Genomic DNA, 15,787 nt, shown 5'->3' with positions numbered 1-15,787 from the left:
CTGTCCTTTCATGTCATGTCCTTTCCTGTGGTGGCGGACAGATAAGGCGCAAATGTCTGCCGTATGTCTGTGTATCTGGGCGGAACAGGTGAAGCCGGACGTGATCCTGATGGAGAACGTCGAAGAGTTCCTGACCTGGGGGCCGCTGGGCGAAGACGGTCAGCCGATGAAAGAGTTCGCGGGCATGACCTTCGACGCATGGGTCAAGCGCCTGCGCCGCGCCGGATACCGGGTGCAATGGCGCGAGCTGCGCGCGTGCGACTATGGCGCGCCGACGATCCGCAAGCGGTTCTTCATGGTCGCGCGACGTGATGGCCTGCCGATCACCTGGCCCAAACCGACCCACGGCGATCCGAGATCCAGCGCCGTGAAGCGCGGCAAGCTGGCGCCATGGCGCACGGCCGCAGAGTGCATCGACTGGTCGCTGCCCTGCCCCTCGATCTTCGACGACGCCGCCACGATCAAGGAACGGCATGGTTTGCGCGCGATCCGTCCGCTGGCGAAGAACACACTGGCCCGCGTCGCGCGCGGCATGAAGCGGTATGTGCTGGACAGCGCCGATCCCTTCATCGTGGGTGTCGGCGGACGCATGGGGCAAAGCAACGAGCGACCCGTATCCGGAACCTTCCAGACGATCACCGCCAAGGCCGACAGCTGCATCGTCGCCCCATCGATCACCCGTTTCAACGGCGGGGCGACGGGGCAGGATCTGCGCGCCCCCATGGCAACCGTCACCGCTAACAGCTACATCCAGCGCCCCGGCGGTTGTGCGCCCTACGGGATCATCGCGCCGGTTCTCACATATGCCCAGCAGGGCGGAAACAACCGCAACGTCACCGATCCGCACCACACCATATGCGCCAGCAACAAGGATCAGAACGCGGTCATCGCCCCCAGCCTGATGAGCCTGAAGGGCACTGCACGCCGCGACAGCACGGCGGATGCGCCGCACCCCACCGTTCTGGCCGGTGGCGGGCATTCGGCCTTGATCAGCCCATCGCTGATTTCCATCGCCCACGGCGACAGCGGCGGGCGACGCGAATACCCGCTGAGCGAAACCATGGGCGTGGTGACGTCCGGCGGCATCGCGCACGCTCTGGTCGCACCGACGCTTGTGCAGACCGGCTATGGCGAAGCGCCCGGCCAGGCGCCGCGCGCGCTGGACATCGGCCTGCCCCTTGGAACGGTGGTCGCGGGGGGCGTCAAGCATGCAACCGCCGCGGCCTTCCTCGCCCAGCACAACACCGGCGTCACCGGACACGACGCGCGCGAACCGATGTCCACCGTGGCCGCGACCGGCAGCCACCAGACGCCGATCGCCGCATGGTTCGCAAAATACTACGGCACCGGCGATGGCGCGCGGACCGATGAACCGATGCACACCGTCACGGTCAAGGATCGCATGGGCCACATGCAGGCCGAACTGGGGGCTCCACCATTTACCGAAGCCCACGCCGCCCGGGCCCGCGAGGTCGCCGCGTTCCTGCGCGCCCACGATGCCTGGGACGCCCGCGAATTCGTTACCCTCGACATCGACGGGGCGACTTACGTCATCGTCGACATCGGGATGCGGATGCTGACCCCGCGCGAGTTGTTCCGCGCCCAAGGATTCCCGCCCGACTACGTGATCGAAGGCTATTGGAGCGAAGCCAACGGTGAATGGGCATGGCACCCGTTCCCGAAGAACGTCCAGGTCAGCTGCTGTGGAAACAGCGTCTGCCCGCCCTTGGCCGAGGCGCTGGTGCGCGCCAATTGCGCCGACCTTGCCCTGCAACAGATGAAAGGAGCCGCATGATGGCTGATACCCCACACATCCTGATCAAGGATCTAGCGCGGATCGAGCGGCACCTGAGCCGCAGGGGCGCGCACAAGAAGGCCGCGACGGTGGCCGCAGCGATTCACGCGCTGGAATACCGCTGGAACACCGAGATTGACGCCGCCGTCAGCGCCATCACGCTGGAGCCGTGGGAGCGCGGCGCGGCGGAACGCGCCGAATTGGCCTCACAGGTCCGCGCGCTGAAGATCGGTCGATCGGCACAGATCACCCGCGAGGCCCGATTGGTGCGCGCGGGGCTTCAACAGGCGATGGAAGCGGAGGGCGAGGCATGAGCCCCGACGAAAGCGAGGCCCGGGCACGGTCGCGGATCGAATCTGAGGACAATCCGATGATGGCGATGATGAGCATCAGCCTGGAAAGAAACGGGGATAGCAGATCAATGCCGAAGCGCATCCAAATGACCCGCAAGAAAGGTGGCTGGCGCAACGACCACCCAAACGCGGTTATCGTCGCACGTCCGACGAAGTGGGGAAACCGGTTCAGCTTAGTGGAAACAGAAGGGCGGCGTGGCGCTGTTTCGCACTTCAGGGAATGGCTCATGAGCAGCGGGAATGGTTGGGAATTGCAGGCTATGGCGCGCACGGAGCTTCGCGGCAGGGATCTGGCTTGCTGGTGTCCGCTGGATCAGCCCTGTCACGCCGACGTCCTTCTGGAAATCGCAAACGCGCCGATCCGCACGGTGGAGGACTGACCCATGGGAACTCCCCGCCACGTCCATATGGCCATCCCCGCCCAGGTCAGCGAAACGCCGCGCGTCATTGGCTATGTCAGCTCGGGCACCTTGGCGCAACTCCTGGACATCAGCACCAGCACGGTTGCCGAGTGGGTCAAACAGGGGCACCTGCCCCGGCCACGTCGCGTCGGCGGGTCCAACCGCTGGAAGTGGTCTGAGGTTGAACAGAAGCTGAATTACGGGCCTAGTGAACCGGTCGATCCGATTCTAGAGGCGTCGCGCGGTGGCAGCAGTGGACCTTGAACAATACGTCCAGCGCAAACGGCGCGGCGCGCGAGAGTATTTCTATTTTCGCGTTGTGAAGGAGGGCAAGGAAACCCGGTTGCCGCTGCCCCATCCCTTCGACCCCGGGTATCGCGCAGCCTATGACGCCGCCCATATTGCCGTGTTCGGAATATCGCCCAACGAATTCGAAAGCCCCACCGCGATCACGGCCCTGATCCGGCAGCACAAGGACAGCGAGCGATACCGCCGTCTCAAACCGGATTCCCGCCGGCACCGCGACTACGGCCTTGCCCTCATGCTGGAACGCTGGGGGCAGTTCGATACGACGGCTATCCGCCCGGTCCATGTACAGGCCGTCTACGACAGCCTGTCGGACCGCCCCGCCACCGCCAACCGCCGACTGGCCGAGATCAGCGCGGTGTTCGGCTGGGGGCGCCCGCGCGGGTTCGTCGACGCCAACCCGTGCATCGGTGTCGAGAAGATCACGGAAAGCACCCCACGCGAGCCGTGGCCTGATGATGCCCTAGCCACCCTCATGGATCAGGGTCAGCCCCATATTGTTCGCCCGGCCCTAGTCGCGGCCTACACCGGACAGCGGCGCGGAGATCTTCTGCACGGCTTCAGCGACAGCGTGATCCGGGGCGGCGTCTGGTACGTGGTGCAGGGCAAGACGGGCAGCCATGTCCCGATCCCACTGCACCCCGTGGTTCTTGCTATCGCCGACACCGAACGCGCAACGCGCCGCGCGGCGGGCGTGGTTGATCCGCGCCGCCCGCTGCTGGTGAACTCGCTGGGCGAGCCATGGACATCATCCGGCTTCGCGGCATCTTGGCGCAAAGAGCTGATCCGGCTGAAGCTGCGTCCCCACCGGAACGAAGATTACGGCCCTGACGATTTCCAACCCACTTTCCACGGACTGCGCCGCACCAGCGCCACCCTGATCGCCACGACCGTCGCGCGAAACCCGGATCTTTTTGGCGGGATCGGCCGCGTGAAATCGATGCTTGGCCACCTATCAGAGTCGATGGCCGCGCATTACGCAAGGCGCGCAGAAGCGGAACATATGAACACCGAGACCATGCTGCTGTTTCCCCAGATTGGGAACACCGGCGCATAAATTGGGAACAGGCAGGCAAACAGCCCGCCGCAAGACATAGCAACCGCTTGATTTCAAATGTCTTTTGGTGGAGTCGATCGGGATCGAACCGACGACCTCGTCGTTGCGAACGACGCGCTCTCCCAACTGAGCTACGACCCCACAGGCGTTTAGGTGGCGCAAGGCGGACGTCATGTCAAGATCCATGGGCAAAACCTTCGCGGCGCACTATGGTTTTCCGGACAGATTCCAGAACAGGCTTGTCGCAATGTCCGCGCCCCGTGTCGCCCTTTCGAAAACACTTTATCGTCTGCGGCGGTTGTCGCGCCTGATCTGGGTGCGCTCGTCGCTGATCGCGCTTCTGGGCGTGATCGCGGCGGCGGGATCCGGTGTTCTGTCGCCCCTTGTGCCAGAGAAGATCGCCAAGGCCATAGAACCGGAAGCCGTTGAAAAACTGCTGGAAATCCTGGCCTCGGGGATGTTGGCGGTCGTCATCTTCTCGCTGTCGGTCATGGTTTCGGCACGTCAGTCGGCCAGCTCACAGGTCACGCCCCGGTCGCACCAGCTGATCAACGAGGATACGACGACGCAGAACGTGCTGGCGACCTTCCTGGGCGCCTTCCTGTTTTCGCTGGTGGGGGTCATCACCCTGCGCACCCAGGTCTATGCCGGGGACGCCGCCGCCATCACCCTGTTCTTCACGCTGATCGTGATCACGCTAATGATCGTCGCGATCCTGCGCTGGATCTCGCATCTGGCCGACCTGGGCAGCGTTGTGGAAACCACCCGCAAGGTCGAAGAGGCCGCCGTTTCGGGGATGCAATCCTGGCTGAACAACCCCTGCATGGGGGGCAGCCCGCTGAACCATGCGCCGCGCGGCACGCCCATCGCGGCACGACGCACGGGGTACGTTCAGCACGTGGACATGAGCAAGCTGGACGATCTGGTGACACCTTCGGGCGGCGCGCTGTATCTGGTGGCCAGACCGGGCAGTTTCGTCAGCGTCGGTCAGCCCATCGCCCATCGCACCGCCGACATGGACGAGGACGCGGTGCACGACGCCTTTACCATCGACGACGCGCGGCGGTTCGATCAGGATCCGCGCTTTGGCCTGATCGTCCTGAGCGAGATCGCCCAGCGCGCGCTGTCGCCCGGCATCAACGATCCGGGCACCGCCATCGACGTTCTGACCCGCCATCAGCGCCTGATGGAAAGCTATCGCGACGGCGTCGACGGCGAGGAGGTCGAGCCGATTCATCCGATGATCTTCGTGCCGCCGCTGAAGATCGCGTCGCTGTTTCGCGACGCTTTCGATCCCATCGCACGCGACGGCGCCGGAATGGTCGAGGTGCAGATCCGCCTGCAACATGTGCTGGCCAGCCTGACGCGTGACGGCGCCGATGACGATCTCAGTCGCGCGGCGCGCGCCACCAGCAAAAGGTCGCTGGAGCGCGCGATGCTTGCCATCGAACTGGACCATGACAAGACCCGATTGAAAAACCGGGTCGATCAGTTGTTCGCCAAGGACGCCCTCTATTCCGCCGCTTCGGCGTAATCCTCGAGCGGCGGACAGGTGCAGACCAGGTTGCGGTCGCCGAACACGTTGTCGACCCGGTTCACCGGCGGCCAGTACTTGTCGACCCGGAACGCCCCCTTCGGATAACATCCCTGTTCACGGGTATAGGGACGGTCCCAGTCGCCCACCAGGTCCTCGACCGTGTGGGGCGCGTTCTTCAGCGGGTTGTTGGCGCCGTCGATCTTGCCGTCCTCGATCTGCCTGATCTCGTCGCGGATCGCCAGCATGGCATCGCAGAACCGGTCCAGTTCGGCCTTGGTTTCGCTTTCCGTCGGCTCGACCATCAGGGTGCCGGCTACGGGCCACGACATCGTCGGGGCGTGAAATCCGTTGTCGATCAGGCGCTTGGCGATGTCATCCACGGTGACGCCGGCCGATTTCTCGAACGGACGGGTGTCGAGGATGCATTCGTGCGCCACGCGCCCCTGTGTGCCCTTGTAAAGAACGTCGAACGCGCCCTCGAGCCGCTTGGCGATATAGTTGGCGTTCAGGATCGCCACCTTCGTCGCCTGCGTCAGGCCCGCGCCGCCCATCAACAGGCAATAGGCCCACGAAATCGGCAGGATCGACGCCGACCCATAGGGCGCGCCGCTGACCGCGTTCGCCGTGCCCTGTTCGGTATGACCCGGCAGATGCGGCGCCAGGTGCGCCTTGACGCCGATGGGGCCCATGCCGGGGCCGCCCCCGCCATGGGGGATGCAGAACGTCTTGTGCAGGTTCAGGTGCGACACGTCGCTGCCGATCTCGCCGGGTTTCGACAGACCGACCATGGCGTTCAGGTTGGCGCCGTCCAGATAGACCTGTCCGCCATGCTGGTGGGTGATGTCGCAGACTTCCTTGACCGTCTCCTCGAACACGCCGTGGGTCGACGGATACGTGATCATGCAGGCGGCCAGGGTATCGCCCGCGGCTTCGGCTTTGGCGCGGAAATCCTCGACGTCGATATCGCCGCGCGCCGTGCATTTCACGACCACGACCTTCATGCCGCACATCTGGGCCGAGGCGGGGTTCGTGCCGTGGGCGTTCATCGGGATCAGGCAGACACGGCGATTGTCGTCGCCATTGGCGCGGTGAAAGGCCGCGATGGTCAGCAGGCCCGCGTATTCGCCCTGCGCGCCGGAATTGGGCTGCAACGACATCGCATCATAACCCGTGATCTGGCACAGCTTGGCCGACAGATCATCCAGCATCTCGGCGTAACCCTGGGCCTGTTCGGCGGGCGCGAAGGGATGGATCTGCGAAAATTCCGGCCATGTGATCGGCATCATCTCGACGGCGGCGTTCAGCTTCATCGTGCAAGATCCCAGCGGAATCATCGCCCGATCCAGCGCCAGATCGCGGTCCGACAGACGCCGCATATAGCGCATCATCTCGGTCTCGGCCCGGTTCATGTGGAACACCGGATGGGTCAGGTAGTCGCTGGTGCGCAACAGATTGTCGGGAATGCGGTATTCGTCGTTCTGGCCGTCGCGCCTCCCCTGGATCCCGAAGGCATCCCACAACCGCTCAATCGTTTCCGCGCGGGTCGTTTCGTCCAGCGTGATGCCGATCTGCGTGGCGCCGACGCGGCGCAGGTTGATCTTCTGGCGGCGTGCCTCGTCCAGGATGGCGCCCTGCAACGCGCCGACCTCGACCGTGAACGTGTCGAAGAACCGGCGCGGCGTCACCTCGTATCCCTGCGCCTCCAGAACGCGGGCGACGCGCACGGCCTTGAGGTGAATGCGCTGGGCAATGGCCTTCAGCCCGACGGGACCATGGAAGACGGCATAAAACGATGCGATCACGGCCAGAAGCGCCTGCGCGGTGCAGACGTTGCTGGTCGCTTTTTCGCGGCGGATATGCTGCTCGCGGGTTTGCAGCGCCAGGCGATAGGCCTTGTTGCCCCGCGAATCGATCGACACACCGACAATGCGCCCCGGCATCGACCGCTTCAGCGCATCCTTGCACGCCATATAGGCCGCGTGGGGTCCGCCGTATCCCATGGGCACACCGAATCGCTGGGTCGAGCCGACGGCGATGTCGGCCCCCATGGCGCCCGGCTCCTTCAGAAGCGTCAGTGCGAGAGGGTCGGCGATCACGATGCCCAAGGCGCCGTTTTCATGCAGCGCAGCGATGATCCTGGTGAAATCCATGACGTGGCCACGGGTGCCTGGATACTGGAACACCGCGCCGAACACCGTGGCCGGGTCCAGATCGACGGGATCGCCGACGACGATCTCGATCTCCAGCGGTTCGGCCCGCGTCCGGATCACGTCGATGTTCTGGGGATGACATTCCTGATCGACGAAGAACCGGCGCGATTTGGATTTCGACGACCGCAATGCCATGGTCATCGCCTCGGCGGCCGCCGTCGCCTCGTCCAGCAACGACGCGTTGGCCACGTCCAGCCCGGTCAGATCGCAGACCATGGTCTGATAGTTCAACAGCGCCTCGAGCCGGCCCTGGCTGATCTCGGGCTGATAGGGCGTGTAGGCGGTGTACCATGCCGGGTTTTCCAGGATGTTGCGCTGGATCGCGGGCGGCGTGACGGTGCCATGATACCCCTGCCCGATCATCGAGCTGAACACCTGGTTCTTCTTGGCCACCTGGCTCATGTGCCACAGCAACTCGCGTTCCGATTTCGCCTTGCCGAACTCCAGCGGCTCCGCCTGCCGGATCGAAGCGGGAACCGTCTGGTCGATCAGGTCGTCCAGCGACGCGGCACCGATCACATCCAGCATCGCGTCCATCTCGGACGGCGACGGGCCGATGTGACGGCGATTGGCAAAGTCATAGGGGCGATAGTCGGTGGGTTCGAACGACATGGCGCATCTCCGCGAGAGCAAGGGAACGACGGGCGGCGCCCGCCTCGGCCTTCGGCAAGAGTATTTTCAGCAAGAAAAAACGGTGCGATACCGGCTTCTCACTGATCCGAATACTCCCGCCGGAGGCATTGGGTCATCTTTTCGCAACAGGTGTTTACGAGATGAACTTCAGATAGGCATCCTCGTCCATCATGTCGTCCATCACCGACAGATCCTCCAGCTTCATCTTGAAGAACCAGCCGTTGCCGGTGGCGTCTTCGTTGACCAGCGAGGGGTTGTCGATCAGGGCGTCGTTGGTTTCCACGATCTCGCCGTCGACAGGCGCCATGATGTCCGACGCGGCCTTGACGCTTTCGATCACCACGACCTCTTCGTCCTTGACCACCACACGGCCTTCCTCGGGCAGTTCGACGAACACCAGATCGCCCAACTGCTCGGCGGCGTGTTCGGTGATGCCGACGACGACCAGATCGTCTTCGACGCGCAACCATTCATGTTCTTCGGTAAATTTCATACTGGATCTCCGACTCTTGTTTCAGCGTTTGAATGTGGCGGATCGGAACGGCAGGTCAACCACCTTCAGCGGCAAACGCTTGCCGCGCACCTCGGCGAACAGGGTGGTGCCCGGTTCGGCAAGATCGGGGGTGACATAGCCCATCGACATCGGCCGCTCGATCGAGGGGCCGAACGCGCCCGAGGTGATCGTGCCGATCGGATCTGCCTGATCCTCGTCCCTGAACAGCGGCGTGCCGGCGCGCATCGGCGCGCGGCCGTCGGGCGACAGCCCGACCCGGGTGCGCGGCGCGCCTGTCTGCATCTGTTCCAGGATCGTATCGGCCCCCGGAAACCCCCCGGCCCGGTCGCCATCCGTGCGCCGGACCTTCTGGATGGCCCAGCCCAGACCGGCCTCGATCGGCGTGGTTGTGCGGTCGATGTCGCTGCCATAGAGACACAACCCGGCCTCCAGCCGCAGGCTGTCGCGCGCACCCAGCCCGATAGGTTCCACCCCGTCCATCGCCAGAAGCGATTCGGTCAGCCCCACCGCACCCGCGTTGGGCACCGACACCTCGAAGCCGTCCTCGCCGGTATAGCCCGAGCGTGAAATCCACAGCGGGCCGAACAACGTATCGGCGGTGATCACGTCCATGAAGCGCATCGCGCGCACCTGCGGCACCAGCCCGGCCAGCGCATCCTCGGCCGCCGGTCCCTGCAGGGCGATCAGCGCGCGGTCGGTCAATTCCTCGATCTCGCAATCGTCGGTCAGATGGGCGCGTAGGTGGGCGATATCGGCCTCCTTGCATCCGGCATTGACCACCAGCAGCAGGTGATCGCCCCGGTTCGCCACCATCAGGTCGTCAAGGATCCCGCCGCCGTCGTCGGTGAACATCGCATAGCGCTGGCGCCCCTCCTTCAGGCCCAGCACATCCACCGGCACCAGCCGTTCCAGCGCGCGGGCGGCGTCCGCCACGTCGCCCGAACGGGGGCGCAGCGTCACCTGCCCCATGTGCGACACATCGAACAACCCCGCCGCGGCGCGACAGTGCAGATGTTCCTTCATCACACCCATGGGATATTGCACCGGCATCTCGTATCCCGCAAAGGGCACCATCCGCGCCCCCAGCTCCACGTGCTTCCCGTGCAGGGCCGTCTTGCGAAGTTCCGTCATTCCGATCTCTCCCCGTCGCCGCCATGCGGCAAAGCATCACGCACCAGCATTTCGTCCCGCCCGCGTGGCGAAACCGTCATGCCCCCTCTGTCCGTGTGCCTGAGATCATTATCCCGTCGGCGGGCGCTGCGGCGCCACTCTCCAGAGTGTCGTGCGACAGCGGTCCTTTTGCCTGAGAGTTTGCCGGGGCGGCTGCTCCTTCGGCACCGGCCACCCTGGGGCACGCCGGCTTCTCCCGCTGTCATGAAATCGTTACTGCATCGCCGGCGCCCTTGGCAAGTGGCACGGCGACCACTTGATTTCCGATCGCGCACGCGGCATCGGTTGGGCCATGAATGATCCGCTGTTCTTCGGCTATGGCTCGCTCGTCAATCGTGCCACCCATGGCTATCTCAACGGGCGCCCCGCGCGCCTGACCGGATGGCGCCGCGAATGGCGTCACACGCAATTTTCGCAGAGCGCGTTCCTGACCGCAGTCCCCAGCGCCGGCGACACGATCGACGGCCTTGTCGCCGAGGTGCCGGGCGCGAACTGGCAGGCGCTGGATCTGCGCGAACGGGGATACGACCGGGTGTCCAGCGATGCGGTGGATGTGCTGGCATCGCGCCTGCCCGAGGTCGCCGTCTATTCCATGCCGCCCGAACGCCACGCCGCACCGACCGAGCCGCGACCGATCCTGCTCAGCTATGTCGACGTGGTGGTTCAGGGGTTCTACCGCGAATACGGCCCCGACGGCGTCGCGCGGTTCTTTGCCACCACCGATGGTTGGCACGCGCCGATCCTGAACGACCGCACGCGCCCCATCTATCCGCGTCATCAGACGCTGAGCGCCGATGAAACCGCGCTGGTCGATGGCCACCTTGCGCAAACCGGGGTTCAGATCGTCGCCGCCTGATGCGGCGCCACGATCCTGTCGCCTGAGGCGGCCCCCGCCCGCGTCGCGGCCGCGTTACAGGTGCGGCGCGCGTTGCAGCAACGCCATCACGTCAGCCATTTCCGGCCCTCGCGCACGGCCTGTCACGGCCAGGCGCAGCGGCATGAACAATCCCTTGCCCTTGCGCCCGGTCGCGTCCTTGACCGCGCCGGTCCAGGCGCCCCAGGTGTTCCGGTCATAAGGCCAGGGCGGCAGCATCCCGAACGCCTGCGCCACGAAGTCGCGGTCCTCGTCCGCCACCACCGCCACGCCGCCATCACGAAACAGCGTCCACCATTCGGCCATGTCGGCGCGGGTGGCAATGTTGTCGTGGACCACATCCCAGAACTGCGGCGCGATGGCATCCGGCACGCCCAGCGCGGCGATTTCGCCCTTCACCCGCTCGAACGGCATCGCGGCCACGGTGCGCGCCGTCAGCGGCTTCAGATCCTCGGCGTCGAACTTGGTGGGGGCCGACCCGAACTGCGAGATGTCGAAACCTTCGATCAATTCGTCATGGTTCGACCGCAACTCGATCGGCTGCGATGATCCCAGCCGCGCCATCAGCGACAGCAGCGCCATGGGCTCGATCCCGGCGGCGCGGAAATCACGCAACGACAGCGTACCCAGCCGTTTCGACAGCGCCTCGCCCTGGGGGCCGGTCAACAGCGAATGGTGCGCAAAGGCGGGCTGCTGGCCGCCCAGCGCCTCGATGATCTGGATCTGCGTCGCCGTGTTGGTGACGTGATCCGATCCGCGCACGATGTGCGTGACGCCCATTTCTGTATCGTCCACCACCGACGCCAGCGTATACAGCACCTGACCATCGCCGCGGATCAGCACCGGGTCGCTGACACTGGCCGCATCGATGGAAATGTCACCAAGGATACCGTCGGCCCATTCGATCCGCTCCTGGTTCAGCAGGAACCGCCAATGCGGGTCGCGTTCGGCACGCAATCCGGCCTTGTCGTCGTCCGACAGCGCCAGCGCGGCGCGGTCATAGACGGGCGGGCGGCCCATGTTCAGCTGCTTCTTGCGCTTCAGGTCCAGTTCGGTCGGGGTCTCGAACGCCTCATAGAACCGCCCCTTGGCGCGCAGCTCGTCCGCCGCCGCATGGTATCGGTCCAACCGCTCGGACTGCCGCTCGATCCGGTCCCAGGTCAGGCCCAGCCATTCCAGGTCTTCCTGGATGCCGTCGGCATATTCCTGCTTGCTGCGCTCGCGGTCGGTGTCGTCCAGCCGCAGGATGAAGGTGCCGCCGGCCTTCCTCGCGATCATCCAGTTGAACAGCGCGGTGCGCAGGTTGCCGATATGGATGAACCCGGTGGGCGATGGGGCGAAACGTGTGACGGTCATGGCGTTCTCCTGTTGGCCGTTTGCTTTCCACATGCCGGCGGCGTTGTCCAGAAAAGCCGCGCGGCGGGGTCGCGCCGTCATGCGCCGCCGGCGGAGGGGCGCCTCCCCCGGATCCCCCTTGTGCCGGGCGCGGCGCGAACGGATACTCGGCCCATGACCCAGGACCACAGGCTTCCCCCCGACCTTGCCGCGATCGAACGACTGGCCGAGACGGCCCGCGCCTCCCTGCCCGCACCGTTCGCGCAGGCCGCCCGCGACGTGGCGATACAGGTGGTGGATTTCGCCCCCGACCATGTGCTGCGCGAATTCGAGGATACGGATCCCTTCGCCCTGACCGGCCTGTACGACGGCATCCCCCTGACCGAGAAATCGTCCTTCGATCAACCGGGCGCGCCCGACACGATCTGGCTGTTCCGCCGGCCGATCCTGGACGAATGGTGCGACCGTGGCGATATCGAGCTTTCCGACCTCGTGACCCACATCTACGTTCACGAACTGGCCCATCACCTCGGCTGGTCCGACGACGATATCGCAAGCATCGACCGCTGGTGGGAATGACCCCGAAGCGACGCCCCCCGCCCGCCACTGGATGCCTCCGCAAAGCGCACTAGTTCGAAAGCACACGCGAAAGGGAGATTCCAATGACCGCACTCACCTCGACCCTCACCCGTCGCACGGCCCTGATGGCAGGGGCCGCGCTGCCCCTTACCGCCGCGCTTGCCGGCACGGCCAGGGCGGCGACCGACACGCAGACCGCCACGCCGGCGCCGCTTCACAACGGCTTTGCCATCGGTGACATGGCCGTTTCGACCCTGCTGGCCGGCACCCGCGCCGTGCCCGATCCGCACAAGATCTTCGGCCTGAACGTCTCGGACGAAGATTTCGCCGCCGCCTCGAAACAGGCGTTCATCCCCGACGACATCGCCCAGTTCTTCTTCACCCCCACGGTCGTGAAGACCGGCGATCAGGTCGTCCTGTTCGACACCGGCGCCGATTCCGACGGCATGACGGCCGCCTTGGCCGCAGCGGGTTATGCCCCCGGCGACATCACCACCGTGGTCATCACCCACATGCACGGCGACCACATCGGCGGGTTGATGAAAGACGGCACACCGACATTCCCCGATGCCACCTACGTGACCGGCCAGACCGAATTCGACCATTGGTCAAAGACGGACAACGACACGTTCAAGACCAAGGTCGCACCGCTGGCCGACCGGTTCAGCTTCATCGGCGACGGCGACAGCCCGGTGTCCGGCATCACCGCGATGGCCGCGTTCGGCCACACGCCAGGCCACATGGTCTATCACCTCGAATCCGATGGCGACCGCCTGCTGCTGATGGCGGATACGGCAAACCACTACGTCTGGTCCCTGGCCCATCCCGATTGGGAGGTCACCTTCGACATGGACAAGGCAAAAGCCGCCGAAACCCGTCGCAAGGTGCTGGATATGGTGGCCGCCGACCGCATTCCTCTTGTGGGCTACCATATGCCGTTTCCGGGCCTCGGATTCGTCGAAACCCGCGGCGATGGCTTCCACTACGTGCCCGAAACCTACCAGATGCGGTTGAAAAACGCCTGAATCCGAAACCGCTTGGCCGGGCAATGCCCCAGGCCAAGCGCCCCCTTCTCATTGACCGAAATACTCCCGCCGGAGGCATCAACGGCTGCACCCCGCACATTGTTCACCGCCTGGCACAATCGCGGCCGCGCGCGCCAATCCGCCCGCAGGGCACATGGAATGCGCCGCAGGCGCTCCGCCGGATCAGACCCCGCCCGGATCACGCCAGTGGTTGACGATGGGATAGCGCCGATCCAGCCAGAACGACCCCTTGGTCAGTCGCGCACCCGGCGCGGACTGGAACCGCTTGTATTCCGACGTATAGATCAGCTGTTCGACCTTCTTTACCACGTCCCGCTCGAACCCTGCGACGACAAGGTCCTCGACGCTGCCATCCCGGTCGATCAATTGCTCGAGGATCGCATCCAGCACCGGATAGGCCGGCAGCGAATCCTCGTCCTTCTGATCGGCGCGCAATTCGGCCGAGGGCGGCTTGTCGATGAGACGGGGCGGCATGACCTCGCCGGCCGGCCCCATCATCCACGGCCGGTGGTTGACGTTGCGCCAGCGGCAGGTCTCGAACACGCGGGTCTTGTAGAGATCCTTGATCGGGTTGTACCCCCCGGCCATGTCGCCATAGATCGTGGCGTATCCCACCGCGACCTCGGACTTGTTGCCGGTGGTCAGCAACATCTCGCCGAACTTGTTGGACATCGCCATCAGCAGCAGACCACGCAGGCGTGACTGGATGTTCTCCTCGGTCAGCCCCGGCTCAAGCCCCTCGAACAGCGGCGCCAGCGTCTCGGTGATCGCGGCGCGCCCGTCGGTAATCGGCACGAAGTCGTATCGACAGCCCAGCGCCTCGGCCACCGCCTTCGCGTCGTCCAGCGACCCCTGCGAGGTGTATTCCGAAGGCAGCATCACGCAGCGCACGTTCTCGGGGCCAAGCGCATCGGCGGCGATCACCGCGACGATGGCGGAATCGATGCCCCCCGACAGACCCAGCAACACCTTTTTGAACCCGCTCTTGGCCATGTAATCGCGCAGGGCCGTGACCATGACGCGGTAATCCTGTTCCCATTCGTCCGGCACCGGCGCCTCGGGGCCGGGGGCGATGCGCCAGCCGTCGGCGCCGCGTTCCAGATCGACATGGGCGATCTCCTCGTCGAACAGAGGCAGGCGGAACGCCAGCTCGCCGCCGGGGTTCAGCCCGAAGGATCCGCCGTCGAACACCTGGTCGTCCTGACCGCCCACCATGTTCAGATAGATCAGCGGCAGGCCCGTCTCGACCACCCGCGCCACCATGTGGTTCAGCCGGGTTTCCAGCTTGCCGCGGTAATAGGGCGATCCGTTCGGCACCAGAAGAAATTCGGCCCCCGTCTCGGCCAGGGTTTCGGCCACGTCGGGATGCCACGCATCCTCGCAGATCGGCGAGCCGATCCGCACGTCACCGACGGAATACGGCCCGCCGAGGGGGCCGGCGTCGAACACCCGCACCTCGTCGAACACCGTCTCGTTGGGCAGTTCATGCTTCAGGACGCGCGACGCGATCTTGCCGCCCTTGCAGATGAAATAGGCGTTGAACAGCGACGCGCCCTCGATCCACGGCCCGCCGATGGCCAGGGCGGGGCCGTCGGCGCACTCGGCCGCCAGGCGTTCGATCTCGGCAATGGCGTGCTGGTGGAACGCGGGTTTCATCACCAGGTCCTGCGCATTGTAGCCGGTGATGAACATCTCGGGCAGCGCGACCAGATCGGCGCCCGCGTCGCGCCCCGCCTCCCAGGCGCGGCGCGCCAGGGCGGCATTTCCGGCGATATCGCCCACCGTGGGATTCATCTGTGCCAGGGTCAGGCGGAAGGTATCGGACATGCGGGATCCTTTCATTGGTGCCCGATCTAGCAGAGACGCCGGGAATGGAAAGCGCCCAAGGCACCCCCGAAAGCCAAAAAGCGTTGCGACGGAACGGGGCCACGGGTAGGTTCGCGGTATCCGGCGTTATATCGGAATGGGGGCAGACGT

Annotated in this window: 14 protein-coding genes, 1 tRNA gene and 2 riboswitches; of the genes, 9 read left to right on the top strand and 6 right to left on the bottom strand. The window is 65.1% G+C overall.

What is annotated here, in order from left to right; all coding sequences use genetic code 11:
* Window positions 1-52: 52 nt before the first annotated feature.
* Genes CFP68_RS13135 through CFP68_RS13115 form a run of 5 tightly spaced genes read left to right on the top strand, consistent with a single transcriptional unit; the run spans window position 53 to window position 3,912 of the window.
* Window positions 53-1,795, top strand: a complete 1,743-nt coding sequence (locus CFP68_RS13135; RefSeq protein ID WP_241524083.1) for a DNA cytosine methyltransferase — start codon at window positions 53-55, stop codon at window positions 1,793-1,795.
* Complete coding sequence (locus tag CFP68_RS13130) at window positions 1,795-2,109, top strand: hypothetical protein (RefSeq protein WP_145953453.1); 315 nt, start codon at window positions 1,795-1,797, stop codon at window positions 2,107-2,109. The genes CFP68_RS13135 and CFP68_RS13130 overlap by 1 nt, the downstream gene beginning before the upstream one ends.
* Window positions 2,106-2,528, top strand: coding sequence for a DUF4326 domain-containing protein (locus CFP68_RS13125; RefSeq protein ID WP_241524082.1), 423 nt, complete (start codon window positions 2,106-2,108; stop codon window positions 2,526-2,528). Before CFP68_RS13130 ends, CFP68_RS13125 begins: the two co-directional genes overlap by 4 nt.
* A gap of 3 nt (window positions 2,529-2,531) precedes the next feature.
* Window positions 2,532-2,813, top strand: coding sequence for a helix-turn-helix transcriptional regulator (locus CFP68_RS18270; protein ID WP_158234174.1), 282 nt, complete (start codon window positions 2,532-2,534; stop codon window positions 2,811-2,813).
* On the top strand, window positions 2,794-3,912 hold the full coding sequence (locus tag CFP68_RS13115) for a tyrosine-type recombinase/integrase (protein WP_145953452.1): 1,119 nt from the start codon (window positions 2,794-2,796) through the stop codon (window positions 3,910-3,912). The genes CFP68_RS18270 and CFP68_RS13115 overlap by 20 nt, the downstream gene beginning before the upstream one ends.
* Before the next feature lie 65 nt (window positions 3,913-3,977).
* On the opposite strand, the gene CFP68_RS13110 is transcribed toward CFP68_RS13115, so the two are convergent.
* A tRNA-Ala gene (locus tag CFP68_RS13110) sits at window positions 3,978-4,053 on the bottom strand.
* A gap of 106 nt (window positions 4,054-4,159) precedes the next feature.
* On the opposite strand from CFP68_RS13110, the gene CFP68_RS13105 reads away from it, so the two are divergent.
* Window positions 4,160-5,446 (top strand): DUF2254 domain-containing protein, encoded by a 1,287-nt coding sequence (locus CFP68_RS13105; RefSeq protein WP_158234173.1) that lies wholly within the window; start codon window positions 4,160-4,162, stop codon window positions 5,444-5,446.
* Here the strand turns inward: CFP68_RS13105 and gcvP are convergent.
* From gcvP to gcvT, 3 genes are all read right to left on the bottom strand, one after another.
* Window positions 5,425-8,271, bottom strand: coding sequence for an aminomethyl-transferring glycine dehydrogenase (gcvP, locus tag CFP68_RS13100; RefSeq protein ID WP_099827396.1), 2,847 nt, complete (start codon window positions 8,269-8,271; stop codon window positions 5,425-5,427). The genes CFP68_RS13105 and gcvP overlap by 22 nt on opposite strands.
* 154 nt (window positions 8,272-8,425) lie before the next feature.
* Window positions 8,426-8,785 (bottom strand): glycine cleavage system protein GcvH, encoded by a 360-nt coding sequence (gcvH, locus tag CFP68_RS13095; RefSeq protein WP_099827395.1) that lies wholly within the window; start codon window positions 8,783-8,785, stop codon window positions 8,426-8,428.
* Between the two features lie 21 nt (window positions 8,786-8,806).
* A complete protein-coding gene (gene gcvT, locus CFP68_RS13090) occupies window positions 8,807-9,937 on the bottom strand; it encodes a glycine cleavage system aminomethyltransferase GcvT (protein WP_099827394.1) in 1,131 nt (376 codons plus the stop codon).
* Between the two features lie 83 nt (window positions 9,938-10,020).
* Window positions 10,021-10,086, bottom strand: a riboswitch (glycine riboswitch).
* Between the two features lies 1 nt (window position 10,087).
* Window positions 10,088-10,185: riboswitch (glycine riboswitch) on the bottom strand.
* Between the two features lie 83 nt (window positions 10,186-10,268).
* On the opposite strand from gcvT, the gene CFP68_RS13085 reads away from it, so the two are divergent.
* On the top strand, window positions 10,269-10,832 hold the full coding sequence (locus CFP68_RS13085) for a gamma-glutamylcyclotransferase family protein (RefSeq protein ID WP_099827527.1): 564 nt from the start codon (window positions 10,269-10,271) through the stop codon (window positions 10,830-10,832).
* 54 nt (window positions 10,833-10,886) lie between these two features.
* On the opposite strand, the gene gltX is transcribed toward CFP68_RS13085, so the two are convergent.
* Window positions 10,887-12,206 (bottom strand): glutamate--tRNA ligase, encoded by a 1,320-nt coding sequence (gene gltX, locus CFP68_RS13080; protein ID WP_099827526.1) that lies wholly within the window; start codon window positions 12,204-12,206, stop codon window positions 10,887-10,889.
* 153 nt (window positions 12,207-12,359) lie between these two features.
* Here gltX and CFP68_RS13075 point away from each other — a divergent pair, with 153 nt between their 5' ends.
* Entirely contained in the window at window positions 12,360-12,764 is a 405-nt protein-coding gene (locus CFP68_RS13075) for a metallopeptidase family protein (RefSeq protein WP_099827393.1), read from the top strand.
* Window positions 12,765-12,847: 83 nt separating this feature from the next.
* Window positions 12,848-13,789 carry an MBL fold metallo-hydrolase gene (locus CFP68_RS13070; protein ID WP_099827392.1) on the top strand — a complete coding sequence of 314 codons (942 nt, stop codon included), beginning with the start codon at window positions 12,848-12,850 and terminating at the stop codon, window positions 13,787-13,789.
* A gap of 183 nt (window positions 13,790-13,972) precedes the next feature.
* Here the strand turns inward: CFP68_RS13070 and CFP68_RS13065 are convergent, their stop codons facing one another.
* Window positions 13,973-15,637, bottom strand: a complete 1,665-nt coding sequence (locus CFP68_RS13065; RefSeq protein ID WP_099827525.1) for an NAD+ synthase — start codon at window positions 15,635-15,637, stop codon at window positions 13,973-13,975.
* Between the last annotated feature and the right edge of the window lie 150 nt (window positions 15,638-15,787).

Origin of the sequence: Oceaniglobus indicus, from assembly GCF_002751875.1 — a bacterium.
In the GTDB taxonomy this organism is placed as follows: domain Bacteria; phylum Pseudomonadota; class Alphaproteobacteria; order Rhodobacterales; family Rhodobacteraceae; genus Oceaniglobus; species Oceaniglobus indicus.
This window is presented reverse-complemented; position numbering and strand designations above follow the sequence as displayed.

Coding starts and splice junctions, on each gene's coding strand:
- gcvH (WP_099827395.1), bottom strand. CDS start 8,785: ATGAAATTTACCGAAGAACATGAATGGTTGCGCGTCGAAGACGATCTG.
- CFP68_RS13065 (WP_099827525.1), bottom strand. CDS start 15,637: ATGTCCGATACCTTCCGCCTGACCCTGGCACAGATGAATCCCACGGTG.
- CFP68_RS13085 (WP_099827527.1), top strand. CDS start 10,269: ATGAATGATCCGCTGTTCTTCGGCTATGGCTCGCTCGTCAATCGTGCC.
- CFP68_RS13075 (WP_099827393.1), top strand. CDS start 12,360: ATGACCCAGGACCACAGGCTTCCCCCCGACCTTGCCGCGATCGAACGA.
- CFP68_RS13135 (WP_241524083.1), top strand. CDS start 53: ATGTCTGCCGTATGTCTGTGTATCTGGGCGGAACAGGTGAAGCCGGAC.
- gltX (WP_099827526.1), bottom strand. CDS start 12,206: ATGACCGTCACACGTTTCGCCCCATCGCCCACCGGGTTCATCCATATC.
- CFP68_RS13130 (WP_145953453.1), top strand. CDS start 1,795: ATGGCTGATACCCCACACATCCTGATCAAGGATCTAGCGCGGATCGAG.
- gcvP (WP_099827396.1), bottom strand. CDS start 8,271: ATGTCGTTCGAACCCACCGACTATCGCCCCTATGACTTTGCCAATCGC.
- CFP68_RS13070 (WP_099827392.1), top strand. CDS start 12,848: ATGACCGCACTCACCTCGACCCTCACCCGTCGCACGGCCCTGATGGCA.
- CFP68_RS18270 (WP_158234174.1), top strand. CDS start 2,532: ATGGGAACTCCCCGCCACGTCCATATGGCCATCCCCGCCCAGGTCAGC.
- gcvT (WP_099827394.1), bottom strand. CDS start 9,937: ATGACGGAACTTCGCAAGACGGCCCTGCACGGGAAGCACGTGGAGCTG.
- CFP68_RS13125 (WP_241524082.1), top strand. CDS start 2,106: ATGAGCCCCGACGAAAGCGAGGCCCGGGCACGGTCGCGGATCGAATCT.
- CFP68_RS13105 (WP_158234173.1), top strand. CDS start 4,160: ATGTCCGCGCCCCGTGTCGCCCTTTCGAAAACACTTTATCGTCTGCGG.